The sequence below is a fragment of the Pseudomonas sp. KD5 genome (assembly GCF_012932895.1).
Taxonomy (GTDB): Bacteria; Pseudomonadota; Gammaproteobacteria; order Pseudomonadales; family Pseudomonadaceae; genus Aquipseudomonas.
On record NZ_JDWJ01000003.1, the window covers coordinates 233,287 to 252,296 of the forward strand.

At 58.6% G+C, this 19,010-nt stretch carries 20 protein-coding genes; 11 read left to right on the forward strand and 9 right to left on the reverse strand.

The window, feature by feature from the left end:
- Window positions 1–69 precede the first annotated feature (69 nt).
- The 4 genes from AF70_RS08060 to AF70_RS08075 all read right to left on the reverse strand — a co-directional run bounded on the left by AF70_RS08060 (window position 70) and on the right by AF70_RS08075 (window position 3,525).
- Window positions 70–564, reverse strand: a complete 495-nt coding sequence (locus AF70_RS08060) for a GreA/GreB family elongation factor (protein ID WP_019581276.1) — start codon at window positions 562–564, stop codon at window positions 70–72.
- A gap of 70 nt (window positions 565–634) precedes the next feature.
- Window positions 635–991 carry a hypothetical protein gene (locus AF70_RS08065; protein WP_007938453.1) on the reverse strand — a complete coding sequence of 119 codons (357 nt, stop codon included), beginning with the start codon at window positions 989–991 and terminating at the stop codon, window positions 635–637.
- An 84-nt stretch (window positions 992–1,075) separates the two neighbouring features.
- Entirely contained in the window at window positions 1,076–2,929 is a 1,854-nt protein-coding gene (locus tag AF70_RS08070; RefSeq protein WP_028938878.1) for a DUF4105 domain-containing protein, read from the reverse strand.
- A 107-nt stretch (window positions 2,930–3,036) separates the two neighbouring features.
- Complete coding sequence (locus AF70_RS08075; RefSeq protein ID WP_018925873.1) at window positions 3,037–3,525, reverse strand: DUF3015 domain-containing protein; 489 nt, start codon at window positions 3,523–3,525, stop codon at window positions 3,037–3,039.
- Window positions 3,526–3,800: 275 nt separating this feature from the next.
- Between AF70_RS08075 and AF70_RS08080 the strand changes: the two genes are divergently transcribed.
- The gene (locus tag AF70_RS08080; RefSeq protein WP_019581274.1) at window positions 3,801–6,239 is read left to right on the forward strand and encodes a Lon protease family protein; all 2,439 of its coding nucleotides are present in this window, start codon (window positions 3,801–3,803) and stop codon (window positions 6,237–6,239) included.
- Window positions 6,240–6,567: 328 nt separating this feature from the next.
- A complete protein-coding gene (locus tag AF70_RS08085; RefSeq protein WP_019581273.1) occupies window positions 6,568–6,909 on the forward strand; it encodes a hypothetical protein in 342 nt (113 codons plus the stop codon).
- A gap of 6 nt (window positions 6,910–6,915) precedes the next feature.
- Here AF70_RS08085 and AF70_RS08090 read toward each other — a convergent pair whose 3' ends face one another.
- Window positions 6,916–8,745: a hypothetical protein gene (locus AF70_RS08090; protein WP_028938879.1), complete on the reverse strand. Its 1,830-nt coding sequence runs from the start codon at window positions 8,743–8,745 to the stop codon at window positions 6,916–6,918.
- Between the two features lie 160 nt (window positions 8,746–8,905).
- On the opposite strand from AF70_RS08090, the gene AF70_RS08095 reads away from it, so the two are divergent.
- The 3 genes from AF70_RS08095 to AF70_RS08105 all read left to right on the forward strand — a co-directional run bounded on the left by AF70_RS08095 (window position 8,906) and on the right by AF70_RS08105 (window position 10,570).
- On the forward strand, window positions 8,906–9,394 hold the full coding sequence (locus tag AF70_RS08095; RefSeq protein ID WP_007938436.1) for a TIGR00645 family protein: 489 nt from the start codon (window positions 8,906–8,908) through the stop codon (window positions 9,392–9,394).
- A 134-nt stretch (window positions 9,395–9,528) separates the two neighbouring features.
- Window positions 9,529–9,822, forward strand: a complete 294-nt coding sequence (locus AF70_RS08100; protein WP_019581271.1) for a DUF6482 family protein — start codon at window positions 9,529–9,531, stop codon at window positions 9,820–9,822.
- 130 nt (window positions 9,823–9,952) lie between these two features.
- Complete coding sequence (locus tag AF70_RS08105) at window positions 9,953–10,570, forward strand: FKBP-type peptidyl-prolyl cis-trans isomerase (RefSeq protein WP_007938433.1); 618 nt, start codon at window positions 9,953–9,955, stop codon at window positions 10,568–10,570.
- A gap of 61 nt (window positions 10,571–10,631) precedes the next feature.
- On the opposite strand, the gene AF70_RS08110 is transcribed toward AF70_RS08105, so the two are convergent.
- The 3 genes from AF70_RS08110 to AF70_RS08120 all read right to left on the reverse strand — a co-directional run bounded on the left by AF70_RS08110 (window position 10,632) and on the right by AF70_RS08120 (window position 12,562).
- Window positions 10,632–10,889, reverse strand: coding sequence for a hypothetical protein (locus AF70_RS08110; protein WP_018925879.1), 258 nt, complete (start codon window positions 10,887–10,889; stop codon window positions 10,632–10,634).
- 205 nt (window positions 10,890–11,094) lie between these two features.
- Window positions 11,095–11,436 carry a zinc ribbon domain-containing protein YjdM gene (locus AF70_RS08115; RefSeq protein WP_007938431.1) on the reverse strand — a complete coding sequence of 114 codons (342 nt, stop codon included), beginning with the start codon at window positions 11,434–11,436 and terminating at the stop codon, window positions 11,095–11,097.
- A gap of 157 nt (window positions 11,437–11,593) precedes the next feature.
- A complete protein-coding gene (locus tag AF70_RS08120; protein ID WP_019581270.1) occupies window positions 11,594–12,562 on the reverse strand; it encodes a polyprenyl synthetase family protein in 969 nt (322 codons plus the stop codon).
- A 240-nt stretch (window positions 12,563–12,802) separates the two neighbouring features.
- Between AF70_RS08120 and rplU the strand changes: the two genes are divergently transcribed.
- The 5 genes from rplU (at window position 12,803) to AF70_RS08145 (ending at window position 16,560) form a co-directional block, all read left to right on the forward strand.
- On the forward strand, window positions 12,803–13,117 hold the full coding sequence (rplU, locus tag AF70_RS08125; RefSeq protein ID WP_007901869.1) for a 50S ribosomal protein L21: 315 nt from the start codon (window positions 12,803–12,805) through the stop codon (window positions 13,115–13,117).
- A 33-nt stretch (window positions 13,118–13,150) separates the two neighbouring features.
- Complete coding sequence (gene rpmA, locus AF70_RS08130; RefSeq protein WP_003228360.1) at window positions 13,151–13,408, forward strand: 50S ribosomal protein L27; 258 nt, start codon at window positions 13,151–13,153, stop codon at window positions 13,406–13,408.
- Between the two features lie 195 nt (window positions 13,409–13,603).
- Window positions 13,604–14,827, forward strand: coding sequence for an Obg family GTPase CgtA (gene cgtA / locus AF70_RS08135; RefSeq protein WP_018925882.1), 1,224 nt, complete (start codon window positions 13,604–13,606; stop codon window positions 14,825–14,827).
- Window positions 14,828–14,964: 137 nt separating this feature from the next.
- A complete protein-coding gene (proB, locus tag AF70_RS08140; RefSeq protein ID WP_028938880.1) occupies window positions 14,965–16,083 on the forward strand; it encodes a glutamate 5-kinase in 1,119 nt (372 codons plus the stop codon).
- 12 nt (window positions 16,084–16,095) lie between these two features.
- Complete coding sequence (locus tag AF70_RS08145; RefSeq protein ID WP_007938427.1) at window positions 16,096–16,560, forward strand: CreA family protein; 465 nt, start codon at window positions 16,096–16,098, stop codon at window positions 16,558–16,560.
- Between the two features lie 123 nt (window positions 16,561–16,683).
- Here AF70_RS08145 and rpsT read toward each other — a convergent pair whose 3' ends face one another.
- A complete protein-coding gene (gene rpsT, locus AF70_RS08150) occupies window positions 16,684–16,962 on the reverse strand; it encodes a 30S ribosomal protein S20 (protein ID WP_007901883.1) in 279 nt (92 codons plus the stop codon).
- Window positions 16,963–17,349: 387 nt separating this feature from the next.
- Here rpsT and murJ point away from each other — a divergent pair, with 387 nt between their 5' ends.
- A complete protein-coding gene (gene murJ, locus AF70_RS08155) occupies window positions 17,350–18,888 on the forward strand; it encodes a murein biosynthesis integral membrane protein MurJ (RefSeq protein ID WP_028938881.1) in 1,539 nt (512 codons plus the stop codon).
- Window positions 18,889–19,010: the final 122 nt, after the last annotated feature.

The following is a 19,010-nucleotide window of genomic DNA, read 5'->3' on the forward strand; positions in this document are numbered from 1 at the left end:
GAGCCTTCGGGGCTCCGTTTTTTTTGCGCTCAGTAAGACCGAGGCTTGCCGGCAAAGGCGTCATCGAACTCACCCGATCTCTATAGCCAGCACCTCAATCACCAAATCCCCCGCCGGGCGTTTCCACGACACTTCATCGCCCACGTGCGCACCCAGCAACGCCCGTCCCAGCGGCGAACTCCAATTGATCAACCCATGGGCGGCATCCGCCTGGTCTTCTCCAACCAATTGCACGCGCTGCTCGTGATCGTGTTCGTCGGCAAAAGTTACCCAATTGCCAATCTGCACTTTGTCGGTGGAGGAGGCTGGTGCAACCACCTGCGCACTTTGCAGGCGCTGCTTGAAGTAGCGCCAGTCGCGATCGAGGTCAGCCTGGCGCTGCTTGTCGGCCAGGTCACCTTTGGCGCTTTCCTCGTCGAGCAGGCTTTGCAGCGCGGCGACTTTCGCCTGAAGCTGCGCGAGCCCGGCGGGTGTGACGTAATTGGGCTGCGCGCTGACCTGTCGTTCGACTGGCAGGTCGGCTTGCGCGGCAGCGTTATCTTCATTGACGAAGGCGCGACTCATGTTGTTCTCCCGTTATAGGGTTTGGGCCATGGTCGCGTGCTTTAAGTTTCGACGAATGTCTGTAAACGACTTATTGCGAGCGATAGGCTCGCGCGGCGTCCCGGTCTTTCTGCTGTTGCCAGGCCCGTTCGCGCTCGTCCCAATGGCGTTCCCTGTACTCGTTTCGATCCTCGTTTTCGCGCATGGCCTGGCACTGACGGAAGCCATCGGTCCAGCCTTCGGCGTATTGCTTGTCCTTGAGGTAGCGTGGGACATTTTTGCGAAACTCACCGGTGATTGCCCCGGCGGCTTGCCGGCCACTGCTGCAACCGTCATCGAAGCCATCGGCGAACGCTGGCGGATAACCCTTGGCGATCAGGTCCTCGTGGGTCGACTGACACCCTGTGATCAGGACCAATAACCCCAATACTCCCACGCAACGCCACATCTCGGACTCCAGGGCCGTTCAACGGCCTATAGGGGAAGTCTAGAAGCGGATTTGTCGGATGGGAGTGAAAGAAAGGTCAAAAGATCAATAGTGATACCACTTCACTTCAAGCATCACTTCGTTTTCGGGTGACGCCAGGTGGCTGAATTCGCGCTGGGCACTCAGGCGCAGCCCGAGGTTGCGCGACAACTCCCACTGCTGATTCAGGCTCATGTTCCGGCGCACTTCGCCGTTGGTGAAGTAATCGCCCTTGGCTTCCAGGCTGAAATTCCCCAGCGGGTTTTTCCACAGCAGACCGCTGTTGAAGCCCGCTGCCGGGGCAATGAAGCCCGCGAAGTCGTTGTTGTGCTCCACGCGCACGGTGCCCAAGGCGAACCCGAGCATGTCGTCGCTCAGTTGCCAGGTCCCGCCGCCGCCACCGTTGACATGACTGACCAGGGTTTCGTCATCGTGCTTGCCCGGCACACGCTCCAGGCCGCCGGTGACTTGCCACGACAGCGGCTGCAACAGCGCGTTGCGCGGGGTCAGGGAGCGGATGGTCGCCAGGTCCAGTTGCTGCAACTGCCAGTGATTGCCTTCGTATTGGCGCAGCTTCATCTGCAGGATTTCGATCTGCGCGCCAAGAGGGAAGCTTTCGGCGTTGTCGTTGAGGTCGTGGTAGGCCATGCGCAGGCCATATTCGCCGAAGGCTTTGTCATCCCGGGTGCCGATGCCTGCCTGCCAGGTGCGGGACTCGTGGCCATCCTCGGGCAAGCCAGGTCGCGCAATGTCCAGTTCAGGAGGCGGGTTCTGATTGATCGCGCGCAGTAATTCGAAACTGCGCTGAGCTCGTTGCGGGTCACGTTCCTGGCCGTTGGCGCGATAACGCTCCAGACGATAGGCCGCATCGATGATCAACGCCTGTCGCTCGCGCGGTTGCGCCTTGAACGCCGGTTCCTGCAATTGCTTCTGATCGGCGCTGATTTTCAGCACCCACTGCTGCTCTTCATCGGTCAACGGCTGCGCGCGGCTCAGCAGTTCACGCTCGCGGGACGGGCGATATTCGATCGACTCCACGAGTCCGGCCTGTTTCACCGCTTTGACGGTGTCGGTGGGAATGGCGGTCAACGGGAACTGATCGGTCAGCTTCAGGCCCGGCCGCGCCACCTGGAGCAGCTCAAGCAGGCGATAGGAGCAGTTTTCATCGAAGAAGAAGTAGTCGAACTGGATCTGCTTGAGCTCCCAGACGTGTTCGACCATGCGCTCGGTTTCCTGCTGGGTCAGGTTCAGGCGGTATTCCCACAGGTCGCGGTTTTCGAGGCTACGGTATTCCGAGAGTTTTTCCTGATAGGGCACCAGTGCAAACAGCCCGGGATAACCACCCATCAGGCCTTTCCACGCGTACAAAATGCTGTTGTCCGACCCTTCGATGTAGGCGCCGAAATTGATCGCGTAACTGAGCAGCGAGGTCTTGTCGCGCTGCACATCGGCCTGATCGATGCGTAGCAAGGTATGGCCGAACATCGACGACGGGCTGTTCAGGTAGGCGGCCGGGAAAATCATCACCGCGCTGTGGGGGGAAACGTCCTTGAACCATTGCTTGAATTCAGCACAGTCCAGCGACGGCAGGTCCGTCAGGTCAAGTTGCGCCTTGAGCCAGCGAGTACGGGCCGGATAGACACATTGCGCATGCTGCTCGCCGGCACTGGCCGGGGCATATAGCGCCTGTACGGTCGCCGCCAGTTCGCGGTCGGGGTGTTCGTTGCCGTCGGAGGCGAGAAAGAATTTTTTGTCGCTGACATAGCTGCGCCAGCCACCGAGCTTGGCGGTTTCGTAATGCCCCAGGGAAATCCAGAAGGGGTCGTTGGCCAGTTGCTGCAAACGTTGATTGTCGATGTGGGGCGCGGCGGACAGCGGGGCGCAGACACAGAGCGCCAGCCAGGCAAGGCGTTTGAGCATAGTGAGCAACTTAAGTCGAAAGAAACAAAGACCCAAAGAGGCAGGCGAAAAAGGGCCCGGGTCAAAAAATAAAACCCGCTCCCCAAAGAGAGCGGGACGGGTCGAGCTTAAGCTTGAGTGGCGTACTTGGCCAGACGAGGATCGTTCTTCAATACGGCCAGGGTGTTGGTATGCACATCCTCAGCGGTCACGTCAGCTTTGCTGAAAATTTGCTGGAAGTGTTGATGAGTCACGGCGGCGAAATGCGCACGGTCTTCCGGCGCCACGCCCAGTACCACGGCGTAAGTGGTCAGCGCTTCGCCCTGACCTTTGGCCATGTCTTCGGACAGCTCGTTCATCATGCCATTCATGGCGATCCAGGATTTGCCGCCATAGGTCAGCGCCGCATTGGTCGAGCAACCGTTGGTACCGGAGGTCATGCCGAAAGTTGCGTTACCGGAAGTGCCGTTGGTGGTGGATGCCAGGAAGTGTGCCGGGGTGCCACGCTGACCTTCGAACAGCATGTTGCCCCAACCGCAGTCCGGACCGCCTGGCGCCTGAGCCATGGCGTTGATGGATACAACGGTGAAGAGAGTACCAAGAAGAATCCGTTTCATAGCTATGTTCTCTTTGTGTGCATACCAATGGACAGGGTGCTGGCCCCTAATGGTGCCAGTGGGCCGGTTATTCGTTCCAGCCGCGCAGTTTGGAGTTTAGGCAGGTTCCAGGGGTTCCGTGATTTTTTGCGAAACATTCCCTGAAAACCTTGATTTTGACCCGCGCGGCCCGAGGATGGGGGCTTGTCTAAGCTTTGGCTTGAGGTGCGCCTTGCCAGTGGGTACGGGCAGCGCCAGAATGCCGTTATCTGCCCCGCCTGATGTAAGGAAGCCCGATGCCTGATCCTGTTGCTGCCAGCTTGCGTCTAGCGCCTGAAGCGCTGACCCGTCCGTTTTCCGCTGAACAGTTCAGCTTCTCTACCACCAATGATCTGGAGCCTTTCCGCGGTGTGCTTGGCCAGGAACGTGCGGTCGAAGCCTTGCAGTTCGGTGTGGCCATGCCACGCCCCGGTTACAACGTATTTGTCATGGGCGAGCCCGGCACTGGCCGGTTTTCGTTCGTCAAGCGCTATCTCAAGGCCGAAGGAAAGCGCATGCAGACCCCGGCGGACTGGGTCTACGTCAATAATTTCGATGAGCCGCGCGAGCCTCGCGCCCTGGAGTTGCCGTCGGGTACCGCTGGCGCCTTTATCGGTGACATCAATGGCTTGATCGACAACCTGCTGGCGACCTTTCCGGCGGTGTTCGAGCACCCGTCCTACCAGCAGAAGAAAAGCGCCATCGATCGCGCCTTCAACCAGCGTTATGACCGCGCGCTGGATGTGATCGAGCGTCTGGCGCTGGAGAAAGACGTCGCGCTCTACCGCGACAGCAGCAACATTGCCTTCACCCCGATGAGCGAAGGCAAGGCCCTGGATGAGGCGGAATTCGCCCAGTTGCCGGAAGCCGAGCGCGAGCGCTTTCATGATGACATTTCCGGGCTCGAAGAGCGGTTGAACGAAGAACTCGCCAGCCTGCCGCAATGGAAGCGCGAGTCGAGCAATCAGCTGCGCCAGCTCAACGAAGAAACCATCACCCTGGCCTTGCAGCCATTGCTGGCGCCGCTGTCGGAAAAGTACGCGGAAAACGCAGGCGTTTGCGGTTACTTGCAAGCGATGCAGGTGTACCTGCTCAAAACGGTGGTCGAGCAACTGGTGGACGACAGCAAGACCGACGCCATCGCCCGCAAATTGCTTGAAGAGCAATACGCCCCGAGCCTGGTGGTCGGGCATCCGCACAGCGGCGGTGCGCCGGTGGTGTTCGAGCCGCACCCGACCTACGACAACCTGTTTGGCCGTATCGAATACAGCACCGATCAGGGCGCGCTCTACACCACCTATCGCCAGTTGCGACCGGGTGCTTTGCACCGGGCCAACGGCGGTTTCCTGATCCTCGAAGCGGAAAAAATGCTCAGCGAGCCATTCGTCTGGGATGCGCTCAAGCGTGCCTTGCAATCGCGCAAGCTGAAAATGGAATCGCCACTGGGTGAGCTGGGCCGTCTGGCCACCGTGACGCTGACGCCGCAACACATTCCGTTACAGGTCAAAGTCGTGATCATCGGCGCCCGGCAGCTCTACTACACGCTGCAAGACCTCGATCCGGACTTCCAGGAGATGTTCCGCGTCCTGGTGGATTTCGATGAAGACATTCCGATGGTTGACGAAAGCCTGGAGCAGTTCGCCCAGTTGCTCAAAACCCGTACCTCGGAAGAAGGCATGGCGCCGCTGACCGCCGATGCGGTGGCGCGTCTGGCGACTTACAGCGCACGTCTGGCCGAGCACCAGGGACGTTTGTCGGCACGGATCGGCGATCTGTTCCAACTGGTCAGCGAGGCAGATTTCATTCGCGACCTGGCGGGTGATGACATGACCGACGCCGGGCACATCGAGCGTGCGCTCAAGGCCAAGGCCACCCGTACCGGGCGCGTTTCGGCGCGGATTCTCGATGACATGCTGGCCGGGATCATTCTGATCGACACCGATGGCGCGGCGGTCGGCAAGTGCAACGGGCTGACGGTACTGGAAGTCGGCGATTCGGCCTTCGGGATACCGGCGCGGATTTCCGCCACGGTGTATCCGGGCGGCAGCGGCATCGTCGACATCGAGCGCGAGGTCAACCTCGGCCAGCCGATTCACTCCAAAGGCGTGATGATCCTCACCGGGTACCTGGGCAGCCGTTACGCCCAGGAATTCCCGTTGGCGATTTCCGCGAGCATCGCCCTGGAGCAGTCCTACGGTTATGTCGACGGTGACAGCGCATCGTTGGGCGAGGCCTGTACGCTGATCTCGGCCTTGTCGAAAACTCCACTCAAGCAGTGCTTTGCGATTACCGGTTCGATCAACCAATTCGGTGAAGTGCAGGCGGTAGGCGGGGTCAACGAGAAGATCGAAGGCTTCTTCCGGCTCTGCGAGGCTCGCGGCCTGACGGGCGAGCAGGGAGCGATCATTCCTCAGGCTAACGTCGCCACGCTGATGCTTGACGAGAAGGTGCTGGCGGCGGTGCGCGCGGGGCAGTTCCATGTCTACGCGGTGCGCCAGGCCGACGAAGCCCTGAGCCTGCTGGTCGGCGAGCCGGCCGGTACGCCGGATGAGAATGGCGAGTTTCCCGAGGGCAGCGTCAACGCGCGGGTGGTGGAACGCTTGCGGGTGATCGCGGAAATGGTCAGCGACGAAGACCTCAAGGAGGCCGAAAAGGAGTTGGCGCAGGAAGCATTGCTGGAAGTCAAACCGGCCTGAGTCAATCTCGAAACTGAGGAGGCTCCCTGTGGCGAGGGAGCTTGTCGGACCGCCGCACCGCCCCGTTCGGCTGCGTAGCAGTCGTCACATCGGCGATGAGGTCTGTCTGATAAATTTCGGGGCCGCTTCGCAGCCCAACGGGGCAAGCCCCCTCGCCACATCTCTGGCGTCAATATTTGCACGGCGACCACTCGGCGCCTTCTGGCTGCGGGCCGCGTGCGAGCTGAACTTTTCTTCTATTCTCTGCTCAAGGATATCGACAGTTATCACTGGATCGAGACAGCCTTCCCGTGGAGGCTGAATACCGGATCTACCGAGGGTCGCCGCCATGTCGCGCAACCTCTGCCTCACCCGTCAATGCCTGGGCCTTGTGACCCGTATCGAATGTGCTATCCGCCCGCTGGCGGGAGATACGGGCATGTGGACCTTGCTTTTTGCCGCCGGAATGGCCGGCGAGCAACCTTCAGCCATCAAGGCTCAAGGCCCGTTCCGTGGGCCGGTCGTGGCTGAATCGATCCTCGACACCATCGTCGAAAGTCTGACTCTGCATGGCTACGAGCTGGCCGATGACCCGCAAATCTGGTGCCTGCACCTGCAAGCCCAGTTGCGAGAGATCAACGGTGGCCGTTTCCACAACCTTGCCGGTCCCGGGTTTCGACCTGAAGGCTGATCCAGGCTATTGATCCAGGTTACCTGGCTCGGTCTTGTCGAGTTTGACCTCGAAACCGTATTGCACGGTGGTGAGGTTGGTTCGCTGATAAGTTTCCAGACGTGTGGGCTGGCCGTAGAAGTAATGCACTGCGAATAACCCCGGACCTTGCGCGTTCGCGTCGTGACTGACCGAAAGAATCTCCTTCAGATAGTTGCCACTGTCGTCCTTGGCGAAAAAGCGCCAGTCCTGGTCGGGGAACAGCTTCAGATCAACCACCAACTCATTCCCTTTGAGCGCCAGGCCCTTGGGCAGTTGGTGGGCGTCGTAGGTTTGCTTGTCGACAGTCGCCAGGAACAGCGGCATGGAGCCCACTGCGTAGGCCGGAGTTTCTGCAAACAGATTCAGATCGTAGGTGATGCTGCCGCGTAGCGGGTCGACCTGATACGCCTCCGGTGGCAGCTCGATCGGCCCGTCGCGCCGGCCATTGCTGTCTTGGGTAAAGAACGTCACGGGACTTTCGCCGGGATTGAACGAGGTGCCGAGCAGTTCATCATTGAAACTTCTGGGGTGATCGAAATCGATGCGCGCGGCGCTCGGGTCTTCGATCGACTGGCTGATACTGATGCTTTTTTTCAGTTGGTTCTCGTCCAGCGTCGCACCCTTGAGCCAGGTCGCAGCCTGGTCGTCGTATACCACCACGGGCAAGGTCAGTGGCTGGATGGTTTTTTCCGTCGTGTGCGGGTCGAAGCGGCGTACTGGCAGGTCCAGGTTCTTGCGGGTCACCGTGACCGCCGAGAAGTCCAGCAAGCTGACTTCGAGCGTGTCGATCGGTCCGTTGAAGTACACCTTGGCGTACTGTCGGGTTTGTTGTTTTTCAAAGGCACGCTGGTTGTCCTCGAGCTGTTTTTCGAACGCTTCGCTCCAGGCTTTCTGCTGTTGCATTTGCGCCAGTTGTTTTTGATAGAACGCAATTTGCGCGGCGGTTTCATGGATCGCGCCCGAGCGCGAGAGGAATTGTCCGGTGATGTCCCTGGCCTGAACGATCAGCGGGTTGGGCGGTGTATCGCGAACCTCGGGGGCCGGTGGTGCGCTGTTACTGAATTCGATTTCGGCATGGTTTTTTTCAAGCTTCAGCAGCGTGACACTGAGGTTGTCATTGGTGCGCGTCTGGCCGACGTCCTTTTTTGTCAGGTCGAAGCTGTAGATTCGGCGTGGGGCGATGACCTCCACCTTGCCTTGCAAACTCACCGGTTGTGGCAGGTTCTTCTTGTCCACACCCAGGCCTTCGATGAAGGGGTAGGTCACCGTCAAATCATCGGGGTTGGTCAGGTTGGAGCTCGACGGGCTCAGCTGGATTCCTGGATCGGTTTCCGACCATTCCGGCTGAAACGCGATGACGCGCTTGTTGCTGAGGGTCACCGATTGCCATTCCAGGTTATGAGGGAAAAGGAATGCGCCAGGGGTGTTGAAGTGGAGGGGGAATACCGGTTGCAGATCGGTCAGGTAATCCGAGCTGGACTCCTTGTGCAGCACGAACAGCCCGTTGATGTAAGTGTCGACCAGCGCCTGGGGCGTGGGGTAGTGCTTGAATACGGCGAGGGCATCTTCGCCGTACTCGGTGACCACCGGTTTACTGTCGAGCTTGAGTTGCGCACGCTCGAGCAGCAGCAGTGAACCGCCGAGTTCGGTCACGACGTCCTTGAGTTTCGGATCCTTGATCGCCTCCAGAGACTTTTCGAACTGCGCGGTCTTTTCTTCGAGGCTGACCTGGCGTTTCTCATCGCTGGGTGAACAACCACCGAGCAGCAATGCGAGGCAAAGTCCGGCACTCGTTAAAGGCAATCGCACATCCATTTCCAGTTTTCCTGTCCGATGTCGCTGACCTGTCATTGATCTGGACACTAGCAGAAAAACTTTGTCACACACACGCAGGTTGCGGATTTTCCGGCGGTTTCTGGGTGTAACAGGCGGCTGTTATACTCGCCGCCATTTCCAGCCCCTTGTGTGAGATTCAATGGAACGCTTTATCGAAAATACAATGTACGCCTCCCGCTGGTTGCTGGCGCCGATCTATTTCGGTTTGTCGCTGGGCTTGCTGGCGTTGGCACTGAAATTCTTCCAGGAAGTCATCCACGTCATCCCTAACGTGTTCTCGATGGCCGAGTCGGATCTGATTCTGGTGTTGTTGTCGCTGATCGACATGGCGCTGGTAGGCGGCTTGCTGGTAATGGTGATGATCTCCGGTTACGAGAACTTCGTTTCCGAACTGGATATCGACGACAGCAAGGAGAAGCTCAACTGGTTGGGCACCATGGATTCGTCTTCGTTGAAGATGAAGGTCGCGGCTTCCATCGTGGCAATTTCGTCGATCCACTTGCTGCGGATTTTCATGGACGCCAAGAACGTCGATCCGGAGCATTTGCAGTGGTACGTGATCATCCACATGACCTTCGTGGTGTCGGCGTTTGCCATGGGTTATCTGGACAAGCTGACCAAGCACTGATCCGCCCTTACTCGGTCCACCGCACCGCCCGTCTGTTGCGAAACAGACGGGCGGTGTCGTTTGTGGCTTGTACTTTGGCGCGTCGAGGCATATCCCTGTAAGAACCCTGGCTCTCCACTGCGTGAGGTGCGCTCATGAACCTGCAAGAGTTGAATGCGTATGCCATCGCCGGAAAGATCGATGAGTTGAACCTGATCTCGATGGAAGGCGTGTTCTACGTGCTGGAGGCTCGGATGCATGGTGCGGCGCATCCAGTGCTCGATGCTCATGGCGAGACATTGCAGCTGCGCTCGGTCGAGCATGCGCGTGAAGTGCTTCACGCCTGTCCCAAGCCATTCAACGTTGTATATACCTCGGCCCATGATGAAATGTGCGGTACCAGCGCCGAGGAAAGTCCGAAATTACCGAGCGCCTTCCGTTCTGCGTAACAGGGCTGACGCCGCTCATCAACGTGGCGGCATCTGTGCTAGTCTGCTCGCCCTTTTGATTCCGGGCGCTCCGGGATGCGCTGTGCACGCACGGCAAGTTCCAGGGCCGTCCGCACAGCGGAGCAGTGTCATGTCCGAAGTAAATCTGTCCACCGATGAAACCCGCGTCAGCTACGGCATTGGCCGTCAGTTGGGCGACCAGCTGCGTGACAATCCGCCACCGGGCGTGAGCCTGGACGCAATCCTGGCGGGTCTGACCGACGCGTTCGCCGGCAAGCCAAGCCGTGTGGGTCAGGAAGAAATGTCCGCCAGCTTCAAAGTGATCCGCGAGATCATGCAAGCTGAAGCGGCTGCCAAGGCTGAAGCTGCTGCTGGCGAAGGCCTGGCTTTCCTGGCTGAAAACGCCAAGCGTGAAGGCATCACTACTCTGGCTTCGGGCCTGCAATTTGAAGTGCTGACTCAAGGTGAAGGCGCCAAGCCAACCCGTGAAGATCAAGTGCGCACGCACTACCACGGCACTCTGATCGACGGCACTGTGTTCGACAGCTCCTACGAGCGCGGCCAGCCTGCAGAATTCCCGGTAGGCGGCGTTATCGCTGGCTGGACCGAAGCCCTGCAACTGATGAACGCGGGCAGCAAATGGCGTCTGTACGTGCCGAGCGAACTGGCTTACGGCGCTCAAGGCGTTGGCAGCATTCCGCCGCACAGCGTACTGGTATTCGATGTCGAACTGCTCGACGTTCTGTAATCCCGGTGTTGGAGCTGGCCCGCTCCTGCAGGGCCAGCTCCGGCATTTTTACAAATGATCTTCATACCTCGAACTTGGTATTCAGATCATGACTCGGGCGCAACGCCCGGGCATAGCAAAACAGAAACAGATTGCGCACCAGTTCCTTGAGCACCACCGGCTCGCTGGAACTCAGGCCGTTGACGTCCAGATCACCCTGATCCTGCAGCTCGTTCAAGGCTTCTTCTTCAAGCACCGCACAGACTTCCCCGGTTTCCCGATGCAGGATTCTGAGGTAGGGATGTGGGCGGTCCAGCCAGGCATCGATCAAATAAGTCATGGGTCTCATCTCCATTGATTGGGTTCAATGAGAATAATTCCTATTCATTAAATAGCAAGGGCCTATTGGCGGTTTGCGTTTTTTATCGGGTAAGGATTGCGTAAGGTCAAAGCGGCTGGCGTTTGGCTATTGCGAGGAGTGCTGGGTGAGGCGGGGAAGAGCAAAGCACCATCCCACGCAGGGCGCGGGATGGAATACAGCGGGCTCAGACTTTTCTGACGAACTCGGATTTGAGTTTCATCGGGCCGATGCCGTCGATCTTGCAGTCGATGTCGTGGTCGCCATCGCACAGGCGGATGTTCTTGACCTTGGTGCCGACCTTGACCACCAGGGAAGTGCCTTTGACCTTGAGGTCCTTGATCACGGTGATGGTATCGCCGTCCTGCAGGACGTTGCCGACCGAGTCCTTTTTCACGGTATCGTCGGACGCTACTTCGGCTTCGCCGTTGGCGGACCACTCATGGGCGCACTCCGGGCAGATCAGCTGTGCGCCGTCTTCGTAGGTGTATTCGGAATTGCATTTCGGGCAGGGTGGCAACGTGCTCACTAAAGCTCCTTGGGTTCAGGATGGCTAAAAAGCGCACATTATATAGGGATTTATCGCAGGAGGGGGCGAACAGCAAAAGATCGCAGCCTCCGGCAGCTCCTTGGTGTACCCATGTGGAGCTGCCGAAGGCTGCGATCTTTTGATTTTGCTGTGAATATCAGTGCGTGCGAGCGACCGCAAACTCACTCAATTCCACCAGCGCATCGCGGTATTCGCTGGCGGGCAGGGCGTCGAGGCACTTGATCGCACGGGCCACGTAGTCGCGGGCCAGTTGCGCGGTGTAATCCAGCGAGCCGGAAGCTTCGACCGCTTCGCGAATGCTTTCCAGGTCTTCGATGCCACCTTTCTGGATCGCCTGACGAACCAGCGCGGCCTGCTCCGGAGTGCCTTCGCGCATGGTGTAGATCAGCGGCAGCGTCGGCTTGCCCTCGGCCAGGTCGTCACCGACGTTCTTGCCCAGGGTCTCGGCATCGCCACGGTAGTCCAGCAGGTCGTCGACCAGTTGGAAGGCTACGCCCAGGTGATCGCCGAAGGTGCGCAGCGCTTCGCTCTGTTCCAGCGAGGCACCGGCCAGGGCCGCGGCACTGTGGGTCGAAGCCTCGAAGAGCATCGCGGTTTTGCCGCGAATGACTTCCATGTAGGTTTCTTCGGTGGTGCTGGCGTCGCGGACCTTCGACAGCTGTAGCACCTCGCCTTCAGCGATGATGCGCGTGGCTTGCGAAAGGATCTTCATTACCGGCATGGAGCCCAGTTCGACCATCATTTCGAAAGAACGCGAATACAGGAAGTCGCCCACCAGCACGCTCGGCGCGTTGCCCCACATGGCATTGGCGGTCGAACGGCCACGGCGCATGCCAGACATGTCGACGACGTCGTCGTGCAGCAGGGTGGCGGTGTGCAGGAACTCGATGGTCGCGGCCAGCAGGCGCAGGTCATCGCCTTCGCGGCCCAGTGCCTTGCCGCACAGCAGCACGAGCAAGGGACGCAGGCGTTTACCGCCAGCCGAGGTAATGTAGTCGCCGATTTTCGATACCAGCGGCACTCGGGAAGTCAGCTGCTTCTTGATGATGCCGTCGACGGCGTTAAAATCGTCCGCCACCGCGCGGTAGAAAGCTTGGGGTTGCATCAGCGACAGTTGCTCCAGAAGGGTTGCGCGGCATGCTAGGACCCACGTCCGGGCCTGTCAAGGCGCGATGGACGGCCACTTGCAACGCCAGAGTAGCTTGCGTACAATCGCGCACCCTGAACTTCCTGGGCAGCACCTGCCTTACGCAATTGCAAACGGGCCTTCCAGCCTTATGCAGCCATGCCAGCCAATACCTCTTCTTATAAAGAGCTGGGTGAGCAGGATTATCGGAGAAATACCATGTCTTATGCAGTAATCGTTACTGGTGGCAAGCAGTACAAAGTTGCTCCAGGTGAATACCTGAAGATCGAAAAACTGGAAATCGCTACCGGCGAATCCGTAACTTTTGATCGCGTTCTGTTGGTTGCCAATGGCGACGACGTGAATATCGGCGCTCCAGTTGTTCCTGGCGCTACCGTTGTGGCTGAAGTGATCTCCCAAGGTCGTCACGATAAAGTCCGCATCATCAAGTTCCGTCGCCGTAAGCACCACATGAAGCGTATGGGCCACCGCCAGTGGTACACCGAGATCAAAATCACCGGTATTCAGGCTTAATCAGCCTAATTCCTCACTAGGAGAATTGAACTCATGGCACACAAAAAAGCTGGTGGTAGTACCCGTAACGGTCGCGACTCAGAAGCCAAACGCCTTGGCGTGAAGATGTATGGCGGCCAGGTCATCAAGGCCGGTAACATCATCGTGCGTCAGCGCGGCACCCAATTCCACGCTGGCTACGGCGTTGGCATGGGTAAAGATCACACCCTCTTCGCGAAAATCGAAGGCGTGATCAAGTTTGAAGTAAAAGGCGCCTTCGGTCGTCGTTACGTGAGCGTCGTCGCAGCTTAATTGCGCGATCGCTGGAAAAGCCCTGTCTTGCGACGGGGCTTTTTCGTTTGTGGGGTGAGTCTCTTGCAAAGCTGTTTGTGATGGGCTCCAGCGCTGTATTGGCGGTCGTTGATTGAGGTCGCTGCGCTCATTTTTGCAAGAGTCTTATGTCTTGGTTGTTTTTCGGCTCGTCCGTATGGCGAGAGGCGTTTTGTTATGAAGTTTGTTGATGAAGTATCGATTCGAGTAAAGGCCGGCGACGGTGGCAACGGTTGCATGAGTTTCCGTCGAGAAAAATTCATTGAAAACGGCGGCCCGAACGGCGGCGACGGTGGTGATGGCGGTTCCATCTACATGATGGCCGACGAAAACCTGAACACCCTGGTCGACTACCGTTACACCCGGCACTTCGATGCCGAGCGCGGTTCCAACGGTGGCAGCACCGACTGCACCGGCAAAAAAGGTGAGGATCTGATCCTGCGGGTGCCGGTCGGTACCACAGTGATCGACTCTGCCACCCAGGAAGTCATCGGCGACCTGACCAAGGCCGGCCAGAAGCTGATGGTGGTTCAGGGCGGTTGGCACGGTCTGGGTAACACTCGTTTCAAATCCAGTACCAACCGTGCGCCGCGCCAGACTACGCCGGGCAAGCCGGGTGAGCAGCGCGACCTGAAACTGGAAATGAAGGTGTTGGCGGACGTCGGTCTGCTCGGTTTGCCGAACGCCGGCAAAAGTACCTTCATTCGCTCGGTGTCGGCTGCCAAGCCGAAAGTCGCCGACTACCCGTTCACCACGTTGGTGCCGAACCTGGGTGTGGTCAGTGTCGATCGCTGGAAGAGCTTCGTGGTCGCGGATATTCCGGGCCTGATCGAAGGTGCTTCCGACGGCGCAGGCCTGGGGATTCGCTTCCTCAAGCACTTGTCGCGTACGCGTCTGCTGCTGCACCTCGTCGACATGGCGCCGCTGGATGACACCAGTGCGCCGGATGCCGCTGAAGTGATCGTCAGCGAGCTGACCAAGTTCAGCCCGTCCCTGGCTGAGCGTGATCGCTGGCTGGTGCTGAACAAGTGCGACCAGATCCTTGAGGAAGAGCACGATGCTCGCGTCAAGGAGATCGTTGATCGTCTGGAGTGGACCGGTCCGGTCTATGTGATCTCGGCGATCGCCAAGCAAGGCACCGAGCGCCTGTGTCACGACATCATGCGTTACCTGGAAGATCGCGCCGATCGCCTGGCTAACGACCCGGCCTACAAGGAAGAGCTGGCTGAACTCGATCAGCGCATCGAAGATGAAGCTCGCGCTCAGTTGCAGGCGCTGGACGATCAGCGTGCTCTGCGCCGCAGCGGCGTGAAGTCGGTCCATGACATCGGTGACGACGATTGGGATGAAGAAGATGTGGATGACGAAGACGGTCCGGAAATCATTTACGTGCGTGACTGATTCGTTGCGATAAACTTAAGCGCCGCTCACTGGAGCGGCGTTTTAGTATCTGGAAATCGACTGTTGGTCACGAAGAACCACGAATAACGTCACGGGCAGTGCCAGGTCGCGCTGCCCTCAAGCTAAGGTTGAAGATGATGCGGAGCAAGGTGACAGGTGCGCAGCGTTGGGTCGTGAAGATCGGCAGCGCTTTGCTGACGGCGGACGGCAAGGGCCTGGATCGCGCAGCAATGGGTGTCTGGGTCGAGCAGATGGTTGCCCTGCATGAGGCGGGCGTTGAGCTGGTGCTGGTGTCCTCCGGGGCAGTGGCGGCGGGCATGAGCCGTCTGGGCTGGACCTCACGACCCAGTGCGATGCACGAGTTGCAGGCGGCTGCCGCTATCGGTCAGATGGGGTTGGTGCAGGCCTGGGAGTCGAGCTTCGCCGAACATGGTCGGCATACCGCACAGATTCTCCTGACTCACGACGATTTGTCCGACCGCAAGCGCTACCTGAATGCTCGTAGCACCCTGCGTGCGCTGGTCGAGTTGAAAGTGATCCCGGTGATCAACGAAAACGACACCGTGGTCACTGACGAAATCCGTTTTGGCGACAACGACACGTTGGCGGCGCTGGTGGCGAATCTGGTCGAAGCCGATTTGCTGGTGATCCTCACTGATCGCGATGGTATGTTCGATGCTGATCCGCGCAGCAATCCCGACGCCAAGCTGATTTATGAGGCGCGGGCCGACGATCCGGCGCTCGATGCGGTAGCCGGTGGCACTGGCGGTGCGTTGGGGCGTGGCGGCATGCAGACCAAGCTGCGCGCTGCGCGTCTGGCGGCGCGCTCCGGTGCGCACACCATCATCGTTGGCGGGCGTATTGAGCGAGTGCTGGATCGCCTCAAGGCTGGCGAGCGCATCGGCACTTTGCTGTCGCCTGAGCGCGGCATGCTGGCGGCCCGCAAACAGTGGCTGGCCGGGCATCTGCAGACTCGCGGCACGCTGGTGCTGGATGCGGGTGCGGTGACCGCTCTGTCTCAGGGCAACAAAAGTTTGCTGCCGGTAGGTGTAAAGCTGGTCCAGGGCAGCTTCCGTCGTGGTGAAATGGTGGTCTGTGTGGCGCCGGACGGTCGTGAAATCGCCCGTGGCCTGGCTAACTACAGTGCTCTGGAGGCACAAAAAATCATCGGTCAGTCGTCTGAGGCGATTATCGGTCTGTTGGGTTACATGGCGGAGCCGGAGCTGGTTCACCGCGATAACCTGATTCTGGTCTGAAGGAATACCTGAATGCGTGTGGCAAAAGGATTATTGGGCTTATTGTTGGCGATGCCATTGCTGGCCTCGGCCGAGGAAATCGGCCAGGTGTCGACGGTGTTCAAATTTGTCGGCCCGAACGACCGTATTGTTGTCGAGGCGTTTGATGATCCGAAAGTGGAGGGCGTGACCTGTTACCTGTCGCGCGCCAAGACCGGCGGCGTGAAGGGTGGTCTGGGGTTGGCGGAGGATCGCGCTGAAGCGTCTATTGCATGCCGTCAGGTCGGGCCGATCAACTTCAAGGGTGAGCTCAAGGATGGCGAGGAGGTGTTCAAAGAGCGCACCTCGCTGGTATTCAAGACTATGCAGGTGGTGCGATTCCTCGACAAGAAGCGCAATACCCTGGTGTATCTGGTCTACAGCGATCGTTTGATCGAGGGTAGTCCGCAGAATGCGGTGACGGCGATTCCGATTCTGCCGTGGACGCACGCTCAGTAAGATAGCGAAGGTCCAAGTGTGGGGGCGAGCCTGCTTGCCCCCACATTTTTTTTGCATTGTATTTGATAAATCGCAGGCAATAAAAAACCGACCCTGAGGTCGGTTTTTTAACGAGCGCGTCGCTTAGGCAGCAGCGGCAACGTTCAGGGCCTTGACGTGGCCATTCAGACGGCTCTTATGGCGAGCAGCTTTGTTCTTGTGGATGATGCCTTTATCGGCCATACGGTCGATAACTGGCACGGCCAGAACGTAAGCAGCTTGAGCTTTAGCAGCGTCTTTTGCGTCGATGGCTTTAACTACATTCTTGATGTAGGTACGAACCATGGAACGCAGGCTGGCGTTGTGGCTGCGACGCTTCTCAGCCTGTTTTGCACGTTTTTTGGCGGAAGGTGTGTTGGCCACCGTCGAGCTCCTCGAAAGACTTTTTAGGAAATAGCAAACAAAATAGGCCGCGAATCATGCCGATGAGTTGATGGCTTGTCAAGGGCGGGAGAGACGTTCCGCTAAGTGGCCGGTTCCGACCCCATGAAAACTACTGCGCTCGGCAATACAGCGTTGAAAGCAGACTCGAAATGCTCATTGACTAAAGTCAACTCCGCTTTCTCGCCTGCTTTCGCCTTGTCTTGCCTTCGCTCGCTACGTTTTCAAGGGGACGGTGCGCTGGATATTTCTTTCCGGCGCGCGACCTGTAAACTCGCGAGCTTTGGCTCTGTGCTGTTGCGGCGCGGAGTATCGCATAAGTGGGCGCGTTGTTCGCCTGCTGTTTATCGACAGGCACAAACTCTTTCAATGAATCTGCTCAAATCGTTGGCCGCTGTCAGCTCTATCACGATGCTTTCCCGGGTGTTGGGGTTTGTTCGTGACACTCTAATCGCCCGTGCATTTGGTGCCGGAATGGCGACCGACGCCTTCTTTATCGCCTTCAAGCTGCCCAATCTGCTGCGGCGGATCTTCGCCGAAGGGGCGTTTTCCCAGGCCTTTGTGCCGATTCTTGCCGAATACAAAAGCCAGAAGGGCGAGGAGGCGACGCGGACCTTCATTGCCTACGTCTCAGGCCTGCTGACACTGGTACTGGCGCTGGTCACTGCGTTGGGCATGCTCGCCGCCCCCTGGGTTATCTGGGCCACGGCACCGGGTTTCGTCGATTCTCCGGAAAAATTCCAGCTGACGACCGATCTGCTGCGGGTCACTTTCCCTTATATATTGCTGATCTCCCTGTCATCGCTGGCCGGGGCGATCCTCAACACCTGGAACCGCTTCTCGGTGCCAGCCTTTGTGCCGACCCTGCTCAATGTCAGCATGATCATCTTTGCGGTGTTCCTGACGCCGTATTTCGATCCGCCGGTGATGGCGCTGGGCTGGGCCGTTCTGGTGGGTGGGCTGGCGCAGCTGCTTTATCAACTGCCGCATCTGAAAAAAATCGGCATGCTGGTACTGCCGCGTTTGAACCTGCGCGATAGCGGTGTCTGGCGGGTCATGAAACAGATGCTGCCCGCGATCATCGGCGTTTCGGTGAGTCAGATTTCGCTGATCATCAATACCATTTTTGCCTCGTTTCTGGTGGCCGGCTCCGTGTCCTGGATGTATTACGCCGACCGCCTGATGGAATTGCCATCCGGCGTGCTGGGTGTGGCGCTGGGCACGATTTTGTTGCCGACCCTGGCCAAGACCTATGCCAGCCAGGATCGCCACGAATACTCGCGAATCCTCGATTGGGGGCTGCGCCTGTGCTTCATGCTGGTGTTGCCGTGCTCCCTGGCGCTGGGGATTCTGTCTGAGCCACTGACGGCTTCGCTGTTCCAGTATGGCCAGTTCAGCGCTTTCGATGCGGCCATGACTCAGCGCGCGTTGATCGCTTATTCCGTCGGCTTGCTGGGGATTATCGTGATCAAAGTGCTGGCGCCGGGCTTCTATGCGCAACAAAACATCCGCACTCCAGTGAAAATCGCGATTTTCACCCTGATCGTCACTCAGCTGTTCAACCTGGTGCTGATCGGTCCGCTGGCGCATGCCGGCCTGGCCCTGGCCATCAGCGCGGGTGCCTGCATCAACGCCGGTTTGCTGTTTTATCAACTGCGCAAGCAGCAGATGTATCAGCCGCAACCGGGCTGGGCGAAGTTCGGGCTCAAATTGCTGGTGGCGGTAGCGGTGATGTCTGCAGTATTGCTGGGTGCGATGCACTTTATGCCGGCCTGGGGGCAGGGGCCTATGCTTGAGCGGCTGCTGCGTCTGGGGGCATTGGTGATCGCAGGCGTCGTGGCGTATTTCGGCATGTTGCTGTTGATGGGCTTCCGTTTGCGCGACTTCAATCGCAAGGCCTTGAGCTGAAGACGTTATCTCGATAATCATGGGCGAACCGGCAGTTTTGTCGGCTCGATTACTTTGGGTTACGGTGTTGCCTGTCGTCGGCCGCCGGGTGTGGTTATAATCGACCACTTTATGAGCAAGAA

Excerpts from the sequence above, each read along its gene's own strand:
- AF70_RS08065 (WP_007938453.1), bottom strand. The coding sequence starts at position 991 with ATGTGGCGTTGCGTGGGAGTATTGGGGTTATTGGTCCTGATCACAGGG.
- rplU (WP_007901869.1), top strand. The coding sequence starts at position 12,803 with ATGTCTTATGCAGTAATCGTTACTGGTGGCAAGCAGTACAAAGTTGCT.
- murJ (WP_028938881.1), top strand. The coding sequence starts at position 17,350 with ATGAATCTGCTCAAATCGTTGGCCGCTGTCAGCTCTATCACGATGCTT.
- AF70_RS08105 (WP_007938433.1), top strand. The coding sequence starts at position 9,953 with ATGTCCGAAGTAAATCTGTCCACCGATGAAACCCGCGTCAGCTACGGC.
- AF70_RS08100 (WP_019581271.1), top strand. The coding sequence starts at position 9,529 with ATGAACCTGCAAGAGTTGAATGCGTATGCCATCGCCGGAAAGATCGAT.
- rpmA (WP_003228360.1), top strand. The coding sequence starts at position 13,151 with ATGGCACACAAAAAAGCTGGTGGTAGTACCCGTAACGGTCGCGACTCA.
- AF70_RS08095 (WP_007938436.1), top strand. The coding sequence starts at position 8,906 with ATGGAACGCTTTATCGAAAATACAATGTACGCCTCCCGCTGGTTGCTG.
- AF70_RS08145 (WP_007938427.1), top strand. The coding sequence starts at position 16,096 with ATGCGTGTGGCAAAAGGATTATTGGGCTTATTGTTGGCGATGCCATTG.
- AF70_RS08110 (WP_018925879.1), bottom strand. The coding sequence starts at position 10,889 with ATGACTTATTTGATCGATGCCTGGCTGGACCGCCCACATCCCTACCTC.
- AF70_RS08090 (WP_028938879.1), bottom strand. The coding sequence starts at position 8,745 with ATGGATGTGCGATTGCCTTTAACGAGTGCCGGACTTTGCCTCGCATTG.
- cgtA (WP_018925882.1), top strand. The coding sequence starts at position 13,604 with ATGAAGTTTGTTGATGAAGTATCGATTCGAGTAAAGGCCGGCGACGGT.
- proB (WP_028938880.1), top strand. The coding sequence starts at position 14,965 with ATGCGGAGCAAGGTGACAGGTGCGCAGCGTTGGGTCGTGAAGATCGGC.
- AF70_RS08070 (WP_028938878.1), bottom strand. The coding sequence starts at position 2,929 with ATGCTCAAACGCCTTGCCTGGCTGGCGCTCTGTGTCTGCGCCCCGCTG.
- AF70_RS08060 (WP_019581276.1), bottom strand. The coding sequence starts at position 564 with ATGAGTCGCGCCTTCGTCAATGAAGATAACGCTGCCGCGCAAGCCGAC.
- AF70_RS08080 (WP_019581274.1), top strand. The coding sequence starts at position 3,801 with ATGCCTGATCCTGTTGCTGCCAGCTTGCGTCTAGCGCCTGAAGCGCTG.
- AF70_RS08085 (WP_019581273.1), top strand. The coding sequence starts at position 6,568 with ATGTCGCGCAACCTCTGCCTCACCCGTCAATGCCTGGGCCTTGTGACC.
- AF70_RS08120 (WP_019581270.1), bottom strand. The coding sequence starts at position 12,562 with ATGCAACCCCAAGCTTTCTACCGCGCGGTGGCGGACGATTTTAACGCC.
- AF70_RS08075 (WP_018925873.1), bottom strand. The coding sequence starts at position 3,525 with ATGAAACGGATTCTTCTTGGTACTCTCTTCACCGTTGTATCCATCAAC.